The sequence below is a fragment of the Arthrobacter pityocampae genome (genome assembly GCF_002927275.1).
Classification (GTDB): Bacteria; Actinomycetota; Actinomycetes; order Actinomycetales; family Micrococcaceae; genus Arthrobacter_D; species Arthrobacter_D pityocampae.
The window spans coordinates 357493-373637 of sequence record NZ_PRKW01000002.1; the positions used below are offsets into that span (position 1 = coordinate 357493).

17 protein-coding genes are annotated in these 16145 nt (G+C 67.3%); 7 read left to right on the plus strand and 10 right to left on the minus strand.

The features are described 5' to 3' along the window. Positions 1 to 67: 67 nt before the first annotated feature. From C4K88_RS05515 to C4K88_RS05530, 5 genes are all read right to left on the minus strand, one after another. Entirely contained in the window at positions 68 to 727 is a 660-nt protein-coding gene (locus C4K88_RS05515) for a TetR/AcrR family transcriptional regulator (RefSeq protein ID WP_104120618.1), read from the minus strand. Then, positions 711 to 884: a hypothetical protein gene (locus tag C4K88_RS17330; protein WP_167398965.1), complete on the minus strand. Its 174-nt coding sequence runs from the start codon at positions 882 to 884 to the stop codon at positions 711 to 713. Before C4K88_RS17330 ends, C4K88_RS05515 begins: the two co-directional genes overlap by 17 nt. Then, positions 881 to 1588 carry an ABC transporter ATP-binding protein gene (locus C4K88_RS05520; protein ID WP_104120619.1) on the minus strand — a complete coding sequence of 236 codons (708 nt, stop codon included), beginning with the start codon at positions 1586 to 1588 and terminating at the stop codon, positions 881 to 883. The genes C4K88_RS17330 and C4K88_RS05520 overlap by 4 nt, the downstream gene beginning before the upstream one ends. 151 nt (positions 1589 to 1739) lie before the next feature. Then, positions 1740 to 2756: a DUF808 domain-containing protein gene (locus C4K88_RS05525; RefSeq protein ID WP_104120620.1), complete on the minus strand. Its 1017-nt coding sequence runs from the start codon at positions 2754 to 2756 to the stop codon at positions 1740 to 1742. 207 nt (positions 2757 to 2963) lie between these two features. Continuing rightward, positions 2964 to 3815: an SRPBCC family protein gene (locus tag C4K88_RS05530; protein ID WP_104120621.1), complete on the minus strand. Its 852-nt coding sequence runs from the start codon at positions 3813 to 3815 to the stop codon at positions 2964 to 2966. Positions 3816 to 4050: 235 nt separating this feature from the next. On the opposite strand from C4K88_RS05530, the gene C4K88_RS05535 reads away from it, so the two are divergent. Further along, entirely contained in the window at positions 4051 to 5094 is a 1044-nt protein-coding gene (locus C4K88_RS05535; RefSeq protein WP_104120622.1) for an AAA family ATPase, read from the plus strand. A 518-nt stretch (positions 5095 to 5612) separates the two neighbouring features. Next, positions 5613 to 7205 carry an HNH endonuclease gene (locus C4K88_RS05540; RefSeq protein WP_438502326.1) on the plus strand — a complete coding sequence of 531 codons (1593 nt, stop codon included), beginning with the start codon at positions 5613 to 5615 and terminating at the stop codon, positions 7203 to 7205. A gap of 143 nt (positions 7206 to 7348) precedes the next feature. On the opposite strand, the gene nrdF is transcribed toward C4K88_RS05540, so the two are convergent. From nrdF to nrdH, 4 genes are all read right to left on the minus strand, one after another. Next, positions 7349 to 8323 carry a class 1b ribonucleoside-diphosphate reductase subunit beta gene (gene nrdF, locus C4K88_RS05545; protein WP_104120624.1) on the minus strand — a complete coding sequence of 325 codons (975 nt, stop codon included), beginning with the start codon at positions 8321 to 8323 and terminating at the stop codon, positions 7349 to 7351. An 84-nt stretch (positions 8324 to 8407) separates the two neighbouring features. Beyond that, positions 8408 to 10567, minus strand: a complete 2160-nt coding sequence (gene nrdE / locus C4K88_RS05550) for a class 1b ribonucleoside-diphosphate reductase subunit alpha (protein WP_104120625.1) — start codon at positions 10565 to 10567, stop codon at positions 8408 to 8410. After that, a complete protein-coding gene (gene nrdI / locus C4K88_RS05555) occupies positions 10564 to 11034 on the minus strand; it encodes a class Ib ribonucleoside-diphosphate reductase assembly flavoprotein NrdI (RefSeq protein WP_438502327.1) in 471 nt (156 codons plus the stop codon). Before nrdI ends, nrdE begins: the two co-directional genes overlap by 4 nt. Positions 11035 to 11070: 36 nt before the next feature. Next, a complete protein-coding gene (nrdH, locus tag C4K88_RS05560; RefSeq protein ID WP_104120626.1) occupies positions 11071 to 11316 on the minus strand; it encodes a glutaredoxin-like protein NrdH in 246 nt (81 codons plus the stop codon). A gap of 472 nt (positions 11317 to 11788) precedes the next feature. Here nrdH and C4K88_RS05565 point away from each other — a divergent pair, with 472 nt between their 5' ends. From C4K88_RS05565 to C4K88_RS05585, 5 genes are all read left to right on the plus strand, one after another. Then, positions 11789 to 12022 (plus strand): hypothetical protein, encoded by a 234-nt coding sequence (locus C4K88_RS05565; RefSeq protein ID WP_104120627.1) that lies wholly within the window; start codon positions 11789 to 11791, stop codon positions 12020 to 12022. 176 nt (positions 12023 to 12198) lie between these two features. Then, positions 12199 to 13146 carry a LysR family transcriptional regulator gene (locus C4K88_RS05570; RefSeq protein WP_104120628.1) on the plus strand — a complete coding sequence of 316 codons (948 nt, stop codon included), beginning with the start codon at positions 12199 to 12201 and terminating at the stop codon, positions 13144 to 13146. Positions 13147 to 13319: 173 nt separating this feature from the next. Next, positions 13320 to 13667, plus strand: coding sequence for a hypothetical protein (locus tag C4K88_RS05575; protein WP_241521725.1), 348 nt, complete (start codon positions 13320 to 13322; stop codon positions 13665 to 13667). A gap of 108 nt (positions 13668 to 13775) precedes the next feature. Next, positions 13776 to 14354: a winged helix-turn-helix domain-containing protein gene (locus tag C4K88_RS05580; RefSeq protein ID WP_104120630.1), complete on the plus strand. Its 579-nt coding sequence runs from the start codon at positions 13776 to 13778 to the stop codon at positions 14352 to 14354. Continuing rightward, positions 14351 to 15187 carry an SRPBCC family protein gene (locus C4K88_RS05585; protein ID WP_104120631.1) on the plus strand — a complete coding sequence of 279 codons (837 nt, stop codon included), beginning with the start codon at positions 14351 to 14353 and terminating at the stop codon, positions 15185 to 15187. The genes C4K88_RS05580 and C4K88_RS05585 overlap by 4 nt, the downstream gene beginning before the upstream one ends. A gap of 27 nt (positions 15188 to 15214) precedes the next feature. On the opposite strand, the gene C4K88_RS05590 is transcribed toward C4K88_RS05585, so the two are convergent. Next, positions 15215 to 16129 carry a methylenetetrahydrofolate reductase gene (locus tag C4K88_RS05590; protein ID WP_174705212.1) on the minus strand — a complete coding sequence of 305 codons (915 nt, stop codon included), beginning with the start codon at positions 16127 to 16129 and terminating at the stop codon, positions 15215 to 15217. Positions 16130 to 16145 lie beyond the last annotated feature (16 nt).

Genomic DNA, 16145 nt, shown 5'->3' on the forward strand with positions numbered 1-16145 from the left:
TTCGGAGCGAGCAAACTGAGCCGTCGACGCAACCCCCGGTATACGCCGCAGGTGGGCGCCGCTCACGTCACAGGCGCGGCGGGGCCTGCGTCTCCGTCCCTGAACGATCCGTCAACCGGACCGGAACGAGTCTTGTGAGCGCACGGGCCAGGAGCCCGCTGATTGCGCCGGGGGCAGCGCCGTCGCCCTGTTCGAGGGAGAACCTGAGGATCCCCGGCACGAGGTGGGCCACCAGCGCGCTCTGCCGGCGGGTGTCCTCCGCCGACTCGTCTGCCGGCGCCGCCCGCCGCATCCTCAGGTAGAGGACCTCGGCGACCTCCTCGTGGACGCCCGAGAGCCGCTCCATCTCCTTCTGCATCAGGGCGGGGCTCTCACTGATGATCCGCATGCGCGGCGCCACCAGCTCCCGGGTGTCGGCGTTCACCGGCACGAGGGAGGCCAGCAGGCCGAGCAGTTCCTCGAGCATGTCGGGCGAGTCCGAGACGAGGAACTCCCGGACCTGCCGTTCGTCCAGCTTGCCGGGCGCTGCGCCGAGGATCGCGGCGTCCTTCGTCCGGTAGTAGTTGAAGAAGGTCCGCTGGGAGACGCCGCTCGCCGCACAGATCATGTCCACCGTGACGGCGTCGAGCCCGTGCTCGAGGACCAGCGCGACGGCGCTGCGCTCGATGGCCAGCGCCGTCGCCGCCTGCTTGCGCTGCCGGAGTCCCTGCTCACTGCCGCCTGCCATGTCTCCCCCTCGTGTCCGGAACCGTCCCTACTCGTAGCGTAGCGATGAGGGTCAGGGTGAAGGCACCGATGAAGAGGGCGAGGACCGTCAGGGTGGTGCGCAGCTTGCTGCGGAAGGTGTTGCGGACCGCGGTGCCGATGAGATCGACCGTCTTCATGCCGCCGCGCCCCGATCCTGGGCCGGTGCTACCAGGACGCCGTCGCGGAGGAAGACCTGACGGTCGCAGCGGGCGGCGAGCTCCTCGTCGTGCGTCACGATGACCAGGGTGATCCCGAGATCGCGGTTGAGGGCGAAGAGCGTGTCCTGGACGATCGCGCCGGTGGCGCTGTCGAGGTTGCCGGTCGGCTCGTCGGCGAAGATGACGCTGGGTTCGTTGACCAGGGCGCGGCTGATGACGACGCGCTGCTTCTGGCCGCCGGAGAGGTCCGTGGCCCGGCTGGTGGCCTTGTCCTCCAGCTCGAGCTGGCGGAGCACCTCGAGCCCGCGGGCTTTGCGGCTCTTCGACGGCTCCCCCGTGATCTTCAGCGGCAGTGTCACGTTGTCCAGGACGGACGTTCCCGGGGTGAGGAAGAACTGCTGGAAGACGAAGCCGAACTCCTGGTTGCGCAGCTCGCTGACGCTCTTCGGGGACAGCGCGAGGGCGTCCTCCCCCGCGTAGGCGAGGCTTCCGGCGTCGGGCGTGTCCAGCATGGCGATGATGTGCATCAGCGTGGACTTGCCCGACCCGCTCTTGCCCACGATCGCCACGCACTCCCCCCGCTCGATGCGGAGGGTCACGTCGCGCAGGGCGTCGAAGCGTCCGTCGCCCTTGCCGTAGCTCTTGCAGATGTTCCGGGCGTCGATGACGGGGACGGCGCTCATGGGAAGCGCCTGTAGTGGACGGACATGTCGGACTCCTCTCGACTGATTATGCAGTAACTGCACGTTAGCATGCAGATGCTTCCATCGCCAGGGTAAAGAAAAGGCCCTCCGAACACAGGTGCGTTCGGAGGGCCGGTGGAGCCAGGCGGGGCTAGGAGGTGTACTTCGTGCTGCCCTTGCCCGACCGGTAGCCGGCGACGGCAGCGCGGATGTCGCCCTCCTCGTGCTCACCCTTCTTGCCGAACGGCAGAGCCTTCAACAGCGGGTGCACGATGGCCAGGACGACGAGCCCCCACGCGAGTCCGAGGATGGCGGAGCACAGCGTGTTCACGAGCCAGGCGAGCAGACCGCCGACGACGGGGATGCCGACGAACGGCGACTCGAGGGTGTGGACGAGGTCGTACGGGAGATGCCATCCGAGGTCGTAGGCGCCCTGCAGCATGATGTGGCCACCCACCCACAGCATGGCGATCGTGCCGATGAAGGTGATGCCGGCGAGCACCGCCGGCATCCCCTTGACGAGCAGCTCACCGAACCGCTGGGTCCTCGGGGAGTCCTTGGTGGTGAGGTGCAGGCCGATGTCGTCCATCTTCACGATGAGCGCGACGGCGCCGTACACGAGGACCGTGATGGCGAGGGCGACGACGACCAGGATGATCGCGCGGGCCCAGATGGACTCGTCGGACACCTCGTTCATCGAGATGACCATGATCTCGCATGACAGGATGAAGTCGGTGGTGATGGCGCCCTTGGTGACCTTGGCCTCCGCCTCGGGGCCGCGGGCGCTGGCCGGCGCCTTCTCGGCGGCGTGGCCGCGGAGCTTGTGCCAGACCTTCTCGGCGCCCTCGTAGCACAGGTAGGTGCCGCCGAGCATGAGGATGAACGGGATCACCGCCGGGATGAAGGCGCTGATGAGCAGAAGTGCCGGCAGGATGATCAACAGCTTGTTCCGGAGCGAACCCCAGAAGATCCGCTTGATCATCGGCAGCTCGCGCGAGGGGTCGGCTCCGGACACGTACTGCGGGGTGACCGCGGCGTCGTCGATGACCACGCCGGCCGCCTTGGTGCCCGCCTTGGCGGCACCGGCAGCGACGTCGTCGACGGAGGCGGCCGCGATGCGGGCGATCGCCGCGACGTCGTCGAGCAGGGCGACGAGCCCGCCGCTCACAGGGCGCCCCTGGACCGCTCGGCGGCGGACGGCTGGACATGGTGGCCCGGGGCGGGGTGTGTCGTAAGCATCCTTCGAGTATAGGAGGGCGGGTAGCTCCCGACTGTCGCTGAATCACACCCTTGAAAAGCAGGCAGCCACCCTCTCCTGATGGAGTGGGTGGCTGCCCGCGAACCACCCCTCAGCGGGGCGGGTGCTGCCTGGTGGCTAGAGTGCGCCGCCGGTGGTGCGGTTCTTGTTCAGCAGCGGATCATTCAGGCCGTCCGTCGCGGTGCCGGTGCTGGTGCCAGTGCCGGTCGCCGTACCGGTCGATGCCGGATCGACGTCCTCGGCGGGAAGGAGGACGTCCTCGGTGCTGCGCGAGAGCACGGCGTCGTCGGTCGTGTAGACCTCGGGAGCGACATCGGTCACGGGCGTGAGTGTGATGTCTTCGTCGACGACTGTCGTGTCGTCGTCGGTGTCCTTCTTCTTGCTGGCGGCGACGCCGACGGCTGCGGCTGCTGCGGCGAGACCGACACCGGCGGCCACCTTGCCTGAAACGCCTGCCTTGCCACTGTCACCGCGTGATGCGGCGGCATCCTCGACGTTAGCTTCACCGATGAGGCCGGGCGAGACCGTTCCACGCCATGCACCGGTGGCGTAGCCCTCGTCCTCGATGAAGGCCTTGAAGCGCTTGAGGTCTCCCTCGGCCTGGTTGTCGACGACGTTCAGCTTGTCGCCGATCTTCTCGACGAGGCCCTCGGCTTCGTACTCGAGCACGAGGTGGATCTGGGTCTGTCCGCCGCCGATGTCCTCGAAGGACACCGTGCCTGCGTTGGTGGCACCTTCGGTTGCGGCCCAGGAGACCCGCGTGTCAGGGACCTGCTCCAGGATGGTGGCGTCCCACTGGCGGCGGACACCGCCGATCTCGACGACCCAGTTCAGGCGCTCGTTGTCGAGCTGCTTGACGGACTTGACGCCGCCCATGAAGTGGGGGAATTCTTCGAACTGAGTCCACTGGTTGTAGGCAATGCTCACCGGGACGTTGACGAGGATGCTCTTTTCGACCTTCGTGCTCATGGCGTCTCCTTCAGGTTGGGACAAGTTGTGGCTGGCGATTCGATGACAACCAATCGTATTCATCAGCCTACTTAGTATAACGCAGACCGTGACCTTCGGGGGTATTTCTCCAGGACGACTTCGTGTCGCGATGGATCTAGAGTTGATCAGCACTCTCAGGGACGTTGCCCGGTCAGCGCTGCTGTCCACCCACCGCGGATCGCGAATCCGCGGCTCGAACCATCAGGAGGAACGCATGGCAAGCAGCCGCAATCCGCTCGACGAGTTGCGCGAGACGCTCGGCAATCTGGCCGATCAGATCAAGCTCCCCGGCTCCGACCGCGGTGACGACCGCGTGGGTGAGCTCTTCAATGCACGGCCCGGACCGGCGCGGCCCCTCGCGGAAGTGCAGGCCGAGCTGGACGCCCTCGTGGGGCTGGAGAGCGTCAAGGAACAGGTGCGGGCTCTCGTGGCGCTGCTCCAGGTCCAGGCCCGCCGCAAGGCGCACGGCCTGCCCGAGGTGGCAACCTCCCAGCACCTGGTGTTCCTCGGCAACCCCGGCACCGGCAAGACCACCGTCGCGCGGCTCCTGGCTGAGATGTACCGCGCGGTCGGCCTGCTGCAGAAGGGCCACCTGGTGGAGGTCGACCGGTCAGCCCTGGTGGGTCAGTACGTCGGCGCGACGGCGATGAAGACCGACCGGGTCATTCGCCGGGCGCTCGACGGAGTCCTGTTCATCGACGAGGCCTACGCGCTGTTCCCGGACGACGGCCGGATGGACTTCGGGCCGGAAGCCATCGAGGTCCTGCTCAAGCGGATGGAGGATCACCGGCACCGCCTCGTGGTCATCGTGGCCGGGTACCCGCGCCTGATGGAGAGCTTCCTGCTCTCGAACCCCGGACTGCGGTCACGGTTCGCGCGGGAGATCACCTTCCCCGACTACTCGGTGGACGCGCTCGAGACCATCTTCAAGCAGATGCTCGCCCAGCACGAATACACCCTGGAGGCGGGCGCCGACCAGATGCTGCGCCGGATCCTCGCCAACATCCATGCCGGCGAGGATTCGGGCAATGCACGATTCGCGCGCACGCTGTTCGAGCAGTCGCTCAATCGCCAGGCGCTTCGGCTGTCGCGCGATGAGGGACGCAGTCTGGACACCCTCGATCGCGACGACGTCATGACCCTCACCACCGATGACCTCGTCGAGGCCGCGCAGGCGCTGGGCGAGGTGCCCGAGCCGGAGCCGCAGGCCCCTGCGGCGCCCCATCCGTCGCGCTGGAACTGGCGGAACTGGCCGTAGGGGTGCTGCCGCCTCATGGCGGCGGGTTCTGGCCGTGGTCGAGGCCGGCGTGAGCTCTGCGGGATGTTGTCGCTCGGTCCGGATCATGGGATCAGCTGACTCGGCGCCCGGATCGAGACTCGGATATCGGCGTGTGCTGGGCATCCTCCGGTATCGGCGTGTGCTGAGCATCCTCCGGCGGGAACGCGTCAACTTGTCCACATAGGCAGCAACGACCCTCATCCTCTCGGTAGCGGTTGAGAAAATTCACTATGGACAGCAGCCGGAATGCCTCGTGGAAGACCACTGATATCGGTGGTCTTCCACGACCGGCATGCGCCCCTTCGCATGCGGCTCCTGCCTTCATCACGTCCGCCACCCTTTCCTCCGCCTCGGTCCCAGCCGGCTTGGTCCCGGGAGTCGCACTGCCTGCCCGTGTCCAGTCCGCAGCTCACCCTCCGGCCGGGGCCCGGTCGAAGGGTGACCCGTCCCCCACCGTCCCGTCCGCCAGTGTCGAGTCTCGAGCTTCGGCTGTTCGGGTGCGGGAGCTGATCGGCGCAGTGGCCTCGCTGCCGGTCGGCGCGGCTGGTGCTCATACGGGGGGTGGTGCTGGTGCCGCGGGAGGGCCGGTTCGCGTTGGCGGCCTCGATGCCGCGGGCGGGGCCGGTGGCGTGGATGCTGCTGAGTTGGTCGATCTCGTGGCTGCCCTCGAGGAGTTGAAGTCCGCGATCGCCGGCGCCCAGGCTCGGGCTGCCGTGGTCTTCGATCTGGTCCAGCGTCAGTCGCAGGCGGCCGCTGGTGTCCCGGTGGTGGAGCAGGGTCGTGGGGTGGGCGCGCAGCTCGCCCTCGCCCGGCGTGAGTCCCCGGCCCGCGGCGGCCGGCTGCTCGGGGTGGCGCGGGCGCTGGTGACGGAGATGCCCCACACCCTAACCGCCCTGGAGTCGGGCAGGCTGAACGAGTGGCGTGCGACCCTCCTGGTCCGGGAGACCGCGTGCCTGTCCGCTGCGGACCGGTGCGCGGTCGACGACGAACTCAGCCCCGACACGGGCACCTTCGACGGCGCCGGCGACAGGGCCCTCATCGCGGCGGCGCGGGCGGCGGCGTACCGGAGGGACCCCCGCAGCGTCACCCAGCGTGCCAGCCATGCCGCCAGGGACCGGCATGTGAGTCTGCGCCCTGCGCCGGACACCATGACGTATCTGACCGCCCTGCTCCCGGTCGCCCAGGGGGTCGCGGTCCATGCGGAACTGACCCGGCACGCCGACACCCAACGCGCCGCAGGCGACACCCGGAGCAGGGGCCAGCTCATGGCGGATGCCCTGGTGGAGCGGACCACCGGCACCCCGGGCGGGTTCTCCCGCATCGAGGTGCAGCTGATCATGACCGACCGGACCCTGCTGCAGGGCGACAGCGAACCGGCCCGCCTCCCCGGCTACGGGATCGTCCCCGCAGGCTGGGCCCGCGACCTCCTCACCCAGGAAAAGGCGGGGCTCCCTGCTAAGCGTGCAGCCGGGATACCCAGCAAGTGCCCGGCTGGTCAGCCCGCCGGGCGGTCAACGGGGGATGAAACCGTGTTCGAGTCAGGGACCGCGGAGCAACCAGTGGATCAAGTACCCGGACCCGTAGGGACCGCAGTTGATCCGGCGGCCGCACCGGGATTCCAGGTGTGGCTCCGGCGCCTCTACACCGCCCCCGGAACCGGGGACCTCGTGGCGGTCGACTCCCGGGCCCGGCTGTTCACAACCGGGCAGCGCCGCTTCCTCCAGGCCCGCGACGACCTCTGCCGCACCCCGTACTGTGATGCGCCGATCCGGCACTACGACCACATCATCCCCTGGCACACCAACGGACCCACCACCCTGGCCAACGGGGCCGGGCTCTGCGAGGCCTGCAACCACACCAAGGAACTCGACGGCTGGGACTCACGACCACACGCGGAGCTCGGGGAACGGCACGGCCTGACGGTCACCACGCCCACCGGGCACACCTACCACTCCACCGCACCACCGCTGCCCGGCAGCAGCCACAACTCCCCACCGCCCGGGGACGCTCCTGTCCAACGAAGACGGGCCACGCGATGGAGGATCAAAACGCTAGGTCAGACGTGCCGGGCAAAAGTGCTTCTCGCCTGAGCCACCAGACTGTACGACTCTGCGGCGGGTCGAATATTTCGTGTTCCTCCGCTGGAGCTCCGTGAGATCACAGCTTGCTGAGACCAAAACGGCCCCGCACGCGTCGCGTGCGGGGCCGTTTCCGGGACCTGAAAGGGAAGAGGCTAGAAGTCCCAGTCCTCGTCCTCGGTGTTCACTGCCTTGCCGATCACGTACGAGGATCCCGAGCCGGAGAAGAAGTCGTGGTTTTCGTCGGCGTTCGGGGACAGCGCCGAGAGGATCGCCGGGTTCACATCGGTCACGGAGGACGGGAACATCGCCTCGTAGCCCAGGTTCATCAGCGCCTTGTTGGCGTTGTAGTGCAGGAACTTCTTGACATCCTCGGCCAGGCCGACGGAGTCGTAGAGATCGTGGGTGTACTGGACCTCGTTCTCGTACAGTTCGAACAGCAGCTCGAACGTGTAGTCCTTGAGCTCCTGGCGGCGCTCCGGTGTCGCGCTCTCCAGCCCACGCTGGAACTTGTACCCAATGTAGTAGCCGTGCACTGCTTCGTCACGGATGATGAGGCGAATGAGGTCCGCCGTGTTCGTGAGCTTGGCGCGCGAGGACCAGTACATCGGCAGGTAGAAGCCGGAGTAGAACAGGAAGGACTCGAGCAGAGTCGAGGCGACCTTGCGCTTCAGGGGATCGTCGCCGCGGTAGTAGTCGGTGACGATGTGCGCCTTCCGCTGCAGGTTCACGTTCTCCGTGGACCAGCGGAACGCCTCGTCGATCTCCTTGGTGGAGGCCAGCGTCGAGAAGATCGAGGAGTAGCTCTTGGCGTGCACCGACTCCATGAACGCGATGTTCGTGAGGACGGCCTCCTCGTGAGGCGTGATGGCGTCAGGGATAAGGCTGACGGCACCGACGGTGGCCTGGACGGTGTCGAGCAGGGTGAGACCGGTGAAGACGCGCATGGTGAGCTGCTGCTCCTCCGGCGTCAGCGTGGCCCACGACTGCACATCGTTGGACAGCGGCACCTTCTCGGGCAGCCAGAAGTTGTTCACCAGGCGGTTCCAGACATCCACGTCCTTGTCGTCCTGGATACGGTTCCAGTTGATGGCCTGGACCTGGTCTACGAGCTTCAGCTTCTCGCTCATGGTGTGTTCCTTGTCTGCGTGGGTACTGCCTGGTGTGCCGGGAGCCAGGCCGGGCATATCGCCCAGCCTGGCCAATTTAGTTGCCTACAGCATGCAGCTGACGCAACCCTCGACCTCGGTCCCTTCCAGCGCGAGCTGGCGGAGACGGATGTAGTAGACGGTCTTGATGCCCTTGCGCCAGGCGTAGATCTGCGACTTGTTGATCTCACGTGTGGTGGCGGTGTCCTTGAAGAACAGCGTCAGGGACAGGCCCTGGTCCACGTGCTGCGTGGCAGCGGCGTAGGTGTCGATGATCTTCTCGTAACCGATCTCGTACGCGTCCTGGTAGTACTCCAGGTTGTCGTTGGTCAGGTACGGCGCCGGGTAGTACACGCGGCCCAGCTTGCCTTCCTTGCGGATCTCGATCTTCGACGCCACCGGGTGGATGGAGGACGTCGAGTTGTTGATGTAGGAGATCGAGCCGGTCGGCGGGACAGCCTGCAGGTTCTGGTTGTAGATACCGTGCTCCATGACGGAGGCCTTCAGTGCCCGCCAATCCTCCTGCGTGGGGATGTGCACGTCGGCGAACAGCTCACGCACGCGCGGCGTCTCCGGCTCCCACACCTGGTCGGTGTACTTGTCGAAGAACTCGCCGCTGGCGTACTTGGACTTCTCGAAGCCGGCGAAGGTGCGTCCGGTCTCGATGGCCATCAGGTTCGACGCCCGGATGCAGTGGTACACCACGGAGTAGAAGTAGATGTTCGTGAAGTCCAGGCCCTCCTCCGAGCCGTAGTGGACGCGCTCACGGGCGAGGTAGCCGTGCAGGTTCATCTGGCCGAGGCCGATGGCGTGCGAGGCGTCGTTGCCCTTGGCGATCGACGGGACGGAGCCGATGTTGCTCATGTCCGAGACGGCCGAGAGGGTGCGGATCGCGGTCTCGATGGTCCGCCCGAAGTCGGGCGATTCCATGGTTTTTGCGATGTTCAGCGAGCCGAGGTTGCAGGAGATGTCCTTGCCCACCTCGTCGTAGGACAGGTCCTCGTTGTACGTGGTGGGCTCGGAGACCTGGAGGATCTCGGAGCACAGGTTGGACATGATGATCTTGCCGTCGATCGGGTTGGCCCGGTTCACTGTGTCCTCGAACATGATGTACGGGTAGCCGGACTCGAACTGGATCTCGGCGAGGGTCTGGAAGAACTCGCGGGCCTTGATCTTGGTCTTCTTGATCCGGGCGTCGTCCACCATCTCGTAGTACTTCTCGGTGACCGAGATGTCGGAGAACGGCATGCCGTAGACCTTCTCGACGTCGTACGGCGAGAAGAGGTACATGTCCTCGTCGCGCTTGGCGAGCTCGAAGGTGATGTCGGGCACGACGACGCCGAGGGACAGCGTCTTGATGCGGATCTTCTCGTCCGCGTTCTCGCGCTTCGTGTCGAGGAAGCGGTTGATGTCCGGGTGGTGGGCGTGCAGGTACACGGCACCGGCACCCTGGCGGGCACCGAGCTGGTTCGCGTAGGAGAAGCTGTCCTCGAGGAGCTTCATCACGGGGATGACGCCGGAGGACTGGTTCTCGATCTGCTTGATCGGCGCGCCGACCTCGCGGATGTTGGTGAGGGCGAACGCGACGCCCCCGCCACGCTTGGAGAGCTGCAGGGCCGAGTTGATGGACCGGCCGATCGACTCCATGTTGTCCTCGATGCGGAGCAGGAAGCAGGAGACGAGCTCGCCGCGCTGGCGCTTGCCGGCGTTGAGGAACGTGGGGGTGGCGGGCTGGAAGCGGCCGTCGATGATCTCGTCGACCATCTGCTCGGCGAGTGCCTCGTTGCCGCGGGCCAGGTGCAGGGCGACCATGCACACGCGGTCCTCGTAGCGCTCGAGGTAGCGCTTGCCGTCGAACGTCTTCAGTGTGTACGAGGTGTAGTACTTGAAGGCGCCGAGGAAGGTCTCGAAGCGGAACTTCTTGGCGTAGGCGCGCTTGAAGAGGTCGCGGATGAAGTTCATCGTGTACTGGTGGAGCGTCTCGCGCTCGTAGTACTCGTTCTTCACGAGGTAGTCGAGCTTCTCCTCGAGGTCGTGGAAGAACACCGTGTTGTTGTTCACGTGCTGCAGGAAGTACTGGTGCGCAGCCTCCCGATCGGCGTCGAACTGGATCTCTCCGTTCGGCCCGTACAGGTTGAGCATGGCGTTCAGCTCGTGATAGCCCATGTCCTTGAAGCGGTCCACCGCGGCTGCGGGAGCGCCCGTCTCGGTCTCTGCAACACTCATGTCCAAAACTCTTCCAATCCTTGGGTTACCCGGGCCACGTCCTCGGACGTGCCCATGACTTCAAATCTGTAGAGAACGGGGACGTTGCACTTGGCGGCGACGATGTCGGCCGCAAGGCAGTAGGTCTCACCGAAGTTGGTGTTACCGGCCCCGATCACCCCCCTCAGGAGGTTGCGGTTCTGCTCATTGTTCAGGAACTTCACCACCTGGCGGGGCACTGCCCCTTTGCCGGTGGTCCCGCCGTAGGTGGGAAGAACCAGGACGTACGGCCGGGCTGCCCGCAGGGTGGGATCCCTGGTAAGAACCGGCATGCGGGCGGCCCGGACCCCCAGCTTCATCACGAAGCGGTGGGTGTTGTCGGAAACCGACGAGAAGTAGATCAGCGGGGCATCCGTGAGTGGTCCCTCGGCGTCCCCGGCAGCAGCCGAGTCAGCGGGGGCGGTTCGGTGGTCCATGGTGGTGGCCATGTTCGGATGCCTCGCGGCGATCCCCGGAGGGATCGGTCAGGCTACTGAGCTGACGAGCGCGTCAGCCAGCGAGTTGATCTTGTCGGGACGGAAGCCGGACCAGTGGTCGTTGTCCGTGATGACCACGGGGGCCTGCATGTAGCCCATGGAACGCACGCGCTCGAGGGCAGCGGGGTCCTGCGAGATGTCGACGCTCTGGTAGGCGATGCCCTTCTTGTCCAGAGCGCGGTAGGTGGCGTTGCACTGTACGCAAGCCGGCTTCGTGTACACCGTGACGGTCATGTCCTGGTCCCCTTTTCCTCTACTACTCTTACGAGATTTATCGATGAACAGCTGCTGTGTCATGAGCGGCGCGCGACCCCCGGAAGGGGAAGAAATCCGGGGATTCCCGCGTCTGGCAAGCCCATGCCGTCCAGCGGCTGCTTCTGTACTTCGATACTACATCTAGTGCAGCTGCGTGGTGCCAACCCCTAGATGATGTATTACAAGTATGTCATTCGGGGCGGTCGTAGTCCACACGATGTCCACAGACGGGGCCGATCGGAAAGCCCGGAAATCAGCCGATCGCGGCTCTCGCGGGGGCGTCGTCCACAGCCCTGTGGAGGGCTTCCTCACAGGCAGAAATAATTCGTGTCGTGTTCCTCACGGCGTGTCGCGCATCACCCGACGGCCTCGGGACGGAGCAGGGCGGAAGACATACGCCACACCGCGGGAGCGTCCCCAGAGGCTTCGCTCGAAGTGGTGGGGTGGAGGGATGGATACCTACGTCAGCACAGGTCTCTTCATCTTCGCTCTGGCCCTCGTCAATGCGGGTCTGGCGGAGCAGAAGAACAGATCGAGGGGGATCTGGTTCCTGGTCTCGCTCCTCCTCGGGCCCTTCGCCACAGCGCTGATCGTCGTCTGGCCCGCGCCGAAACCTGTCCCGCCATCTATGTCCCATCGAGGCGGCTGGAAGGACACCCCTCCTGACCCACGGACCCCTCATTGAAGGAGCACGTATGGCGGGTGCCGCCGTCGCGCACCCACTACACATGCGCAAGGAAGGGTGGACACCACGCGACCGACCTCTCCCCCGACTGACCCCGCCCGGAAGACCGCGGGTAGGCTCGACGGCATCCATGCCGACGTCGGCCCGGCCCGGTCCACGGAGAGGGAGAGTGCCCGATGATCAACCCGATCCACCTGCGGACACTGCTCGAGGTGATCCGCCACGGGTCCTTCAGCGCTGCAGCCACGAGCCTCGGCTACACGGCGTCGGCGGTGTCGCAGCAGATGTCCGCGCTGGAGCGCGACACGGGCGCCGTCCTCTTCACGCGCTCGGCCCGCAGCGCCGTCCCCACGGACGCCGCCGTCGCCATGTCCCGGCACGCCGCGAAGGTCCTCACGGACATCGACGCCCTGCTCGCCTCGACCGCCCGCGCCGGATCCGGACCGGCCCACGAGCTGCGGCTCGGCCTCTTCCCCAGCCTCGCCACGTTCGCGCTGCCGCGGCTGCTCCGCATGCCCGAGTGGCAGCGCCTCGGCGTGTCGCTGCGCGTGTTCGTCGGGGAGCCCGCCCACACCATCCAGGGGCTGCGCACGGGAGGGGACCTCGACCTCGCGCTCGTCTACCAGGTGGGCCAGGCCGGTCTCGCGTGGCCGTCGACCCTCAGCCGCCAGTGGATCGGCGACGACGACTTCCGCGTCATCCTGCCCGCGAGCTGGGGCATCCGCAGCGGCGCCCGCGTCAGCGCCGACCAGCTCGCCGACATGCCGTGGATCATGCACCACCCCGGGACGGCGGACGCCACCGTCATCGAACGGCTCTTCGCGAGCTGTAACCTGCACCCCCGCATCAGCGCGTACTGCGACGATTTCAACGCGAGCCTCGAGCTCACCGCGGCGGGCCTGGGCGCCGCCCTCGTGCCCGAGCTCGCGATGGTCAACCGGCCCGAGGGCATCGTGGCCCTCGACGTACCCGAGATCCGGCTCGCCCGCAGCATCTTCGCGCTCCGCACGGGCGACGCCGACGACGCCCGCGTCCGGCTCTTCCTCGACCACCTGGCCGAGATCCTCCGCACCCAGAGCATCGCACCCCGGCATACGACGGCGGACCCCGCCCAAGCCCACTGACAGCACCTTCACAAGGCCTCTGGTGGCCCGGGGTGGGACGTTCTACTCTGGGCCGGTCCGAGAGTCCGATCCCGGCAGTTCCGGTGATGCCTGCCATGCGCTCACCGGCGCCGGGCGGTCACTACCGAGGCAGGAGCGAAAGGCGAGAGCTCATGGAAGATCCAGTCGGAAACATGACCAGGTCGGTGCCGTCATGGGGCACGAAGATCGCGTTCGGCGAGAGCGTCACGGTCGGTGATCACGACGTCGTCCCGGCCGCCCTGGTCGTCTTCGGGTTCGGTGGCGGCGGCGGGTCTAGCACGGCGCATCAGGGCGCAGCTCCGGAGGGCGAGGGCTCGGGCGGCGGAGGCGGCGGCTGGGTGCTGCCGCTCGGCGCGTACGTGGCCGGCCCTGACGGTCCGAGGTTCCAGCCGAACCCGGTCGCCCTGATCGTCGCCAGTGTGCCACTAGTGACTGTTGCCGGGTGGGCGCTGGCCCGGATTCTCACCGCAGCGAGATCGCGCCACCCGTCCGTGGCGTAGCGGCTGGCGGCGCAAGGAGCACCGGCCCTTACCGGTTCGCTGATCCGTGAGCACTTCCGGGCCTTCGAGCCCTTGACAACTATTATTGTCAAAGGTCATCGTGGTGACATGCAGGACGTCGAAGTCATCGAAAGCACCGGGGCGGCTGCGGCCGTCCTGGATCCGGTCCGCGCCAGACTCCTCGGCGAGCTGGCTGTTCCGGCCTCCGCCGCCGAGCTCTCCACCCGGATCGGCCTCGCACGCCAGAAGATCACCTACCACCTCAAGGCGCTCGAGTCCCACGGCCTGGTGGAGCTGGTCGAGGAGCGCCGGCACGGGGGCATCACCGAGCGGGTCCTGCGCGCATCGGCGACGTCCTACGTCGTGTCACCGGCAGCCGTCAGCGCCTCCGCGGCCGATCCGGACGCCAACGACGACCACCTGTCGGCGGGCTATCTCGTCGCGCTGGCAGGTCGTCTGGTGCGCGAGGTCGGCGCCCTGGCGCGCCGGGCCGGGGCATCCGGCAAAGCCCTGCCGACCCTGACCATCGATACGCAGATCGGCTTCCGGTCGGCCGCCGACCGGGCCTCGTTCGCCGACGAGCTGACCGCTACGGTGCTCGAGCTCGCAGCCCGCTACCACCACGACGACGGGCGCCCCCACCGGCTCGTCGTCGCCGCACACCCACTGCCCGAGGAGAACCGATGAACACGATCCCGAATGTCCCGTACCGCCTGGAGTTCAGCGTCGAGGTCCCTGGGACCCCGCAGCAGGTCTGGCAGGCCATCGCCACCGCCAAAGGCATGAGCGCCTGGTTCCTGCCGACCGAGATGGAGGAGCGCGAGGGCGGCTCGCTGCATTTCACCATGGGCCCCGAGATGGGCTCGGACGGCCACGTCACCCGCTGGGATCCACCGCGGCGCATCGTCTACGAGGAGGACTGGGCCGCCCTCATGGGCAAGGACCCGGATGTGCTCAGCCCACTGACGTCGGAGTTCCTGGTCGAAGCCCAGTCAGGCGGCACCTGCGTGGTGCGGGTCACGAGCAGCGGCTTCGGGACCGGCGCCGACTGGGAGTCGGAGTTCTGGGAGGACATGGGCGTCAACTGGATGCCGTTCTTCGACAACCTTCGCCTCTACCTGAAGCACTTCCCGGGCCAGGAGACCACCCAGCTCGAGGCCTCCGCCTCCTACCCCGTCGACGCGCAGGCGCTCTGGTCGGCGCTGCACGACGCGCTCGGGCTGGGTGGAGAGGGTGCGAAGGTCGAGATCCGCGGCGCTACCGGCACCGTCGAGCGGGTCGGCGAACGGCAGGTGCTGATCCGGCTCACCGCGCCCGTGCCCGGGATGCTCAGCGTCTTCGCGTACGGCGAGAGCGCAGGGACGGCGACGGCGGGCGTACGGGCCTACCTGTTCTCCGCCGATGCGGCGGACTACGTCCGGCGCGAAGAGCCGGCCTGGCACGCCTGGCTGCAGGGGTTGGAGGTCGCGGTCCCCGAGGACACAGGCAGCGATGTGACCCAGCCGGCGAGCATGACCTGAGCGGCCAGGCAACCGTCCGGTGACGGGTCAGAGGGACGCCGGCAGACCGGCCAGCGGCGGTCGCTCCAGGTCGAGCGCGTCGAGGACGTCCAGAGCGGCCTCGTGCTCGTTGAAGGTGTAGAGGTGGATGCCGGGGGCGCCCTCCTCCAGGGCTGACCGGGCGAGTTCCACGGTGGCGTCGACACCCACGCGGCGGCGTTCGGCGTCGGAGTCTGCACCGTCCAGCCGGGACCACAGGGCGTCGTCGACGTCGATCCCCGCGAGGCTGCTCAGCTTCTCCAGCCGGCGCGTGCTCGTCAGCGGCATGACGCCGGGGATGATCGGGATGGTGACTCCGGCGCTGCGCGCCCGGGTGACGAGTCCCGAGTAGTCCGAGGGCGTGAAGAACACCTGGGTGATCGCGAAATCCGCACCGGCTGCCTCCTTTGCCAGGAGCACCTCGACGTCGTGCTCGAGGCTCGGCGACTCGGGGTGGCGCGTCGCATAGGCCGCGACGCCCACCGAGATCCTTCCGGCCGCGAGCTGCGCGGTCCGTCCGGCCTCGACGTCACGGATGAGCCGGACGAGCCCGTCGGCGTGCTCGACCTCGTCCGGCACGGGGTGGGCGTCCTCCGGCATGTCCCCGCGCAGCGCGAGGATCCCCCGCACTCCGCCGCCGATCATCCGGTCGACGATCTCCGTGAGATCCTCGCGGCTGGTACCGACGCTCGTCAGGTGGGCCAACGGCTTCAGGGTGGTCTCCGTGAGCAGACGCCGCAGGAGCGTGAAGGCGGCGTCCCGGTTGCTGCCGGCTGCGCCGTAGGTCACGGAGACGAAGTCCGGCCGTGTGTCCTCGAGGCGGCGGATGGTCGTCCACAGCGAGTCCTCCGCCGCGGCGTTCCGCGGTGGATACAGCTCGTAGGACAGCGCCGGATAGGTGGGTGAGGGCTCGGAGTCCTTCACGCTGGTTCCTCCCCCG

What these genes read in the sequence shown, in the direction of transcription:
- C4K88_RS05515 (WP_104120618.1), bottom strand. Translation starts at nt 727, where the DNA reads ATGGCAGGCGGCAGTGAGCAGGGACTCCGGCAGCGCAAGCAGGCGGCG.
- C4K88_RS17330 (WP_167398965.1), bottom strand. Translation starts at nt 884, where the DNA reads ATGAAGACGGTCGATCTCATCGGCACCGCGGTCCGCAACACCTTCCGC.
- C4K88_RS05520 (WP_104120619.1), bottom strand. Translation starts at nt 1,588, where the DNA reads ATGAGCGCCGTCCCCGTCATCGACGCCCGGAACATCTGCAAGAGCTAC.
- C4K88_RS05530 (WP_104120621.1), bottom strand. Translation starts at nt 3,815, where the DNA reads ATGAGCACGAAGGTCGAAAAGAGCATCCTCGTCAACGTCCCGGTGAGC.
- C4K88_RS05535 (WP_104120622.1), top strand. Translation starts at nt 4,051, where the DNA reads ATGGCAAGCAGCCGCAATCCGCTCGACGAGTTGCGCGAGACGCTCGGC.
- nrdF (WP_104120624.1), bottom strand. Translation starts at nt 8,323, where the DNA reads ATGAGCGAGAAGCTGAAGCTCGTAGACCAGGTCCAGGCCATCAACTGG.
- nrdE (WP_104120625.1), bottom strand. Translation starts at nt 10,567, where the DNA reads ATGAGTGTTGCAGAGACCGAGACGGGCGCTCCCGCAGCCGCGGTGGAC.
- nrdI (WP_438502327.1), bottom strand. Translation starts at nt 11,034, where the DNA reads ATGGCCACCACCATGGACCACCGAACCGCCCCCGCTGACTCGGCTGCT.
- nrdH (WP_104120626.1), bottom strand. Translation starts at nt 11,316, where the DNA reads ATGACCGTCACGGTGTACACGAAGCCGGCTTGCGTACAGTGCAACGCC.
- C4K88_RS05565 (WP_104120627.1), top strand. Translation starts at nt 11,789, where the DNA reads ATGGATACCTACGTCAGCACAGGTCTCTTCATCTTCGCTCTGGCCCTC.
- C4K88_RS05570 (WP_104120628.1), top strand. Translation starts at nt 12,199, where the DNA reads ATGATCAACCCGATCCACCTGCGGACACTGCTCGAGGTGATCCGCCAC.
- C4K88_RS05575 (WP_241521725.1), top strand. Translation starts at nt 13,320, where the DNA reads ATGACCAGGTCGGTGCCGTCATGGGGCACGAAGATCGCGTTCGGCGAG.
- C4K88_RS05580 (WP_104120630.1), top strand. Translation starts at nt 13,776, where the DNA reads ATGCAGGACGTCGAAGTCATCGAAAGCACCGGGGCGGCTGCGGCCGTC.
- C4K88_RS05585 (WP_104120631.1), top strand. Translation starts at nt 14,351, where the DNA reads ATGAACACGATCCCGAATGTCCCGTACCGCCTGGAGTTCAGCGTCGAG.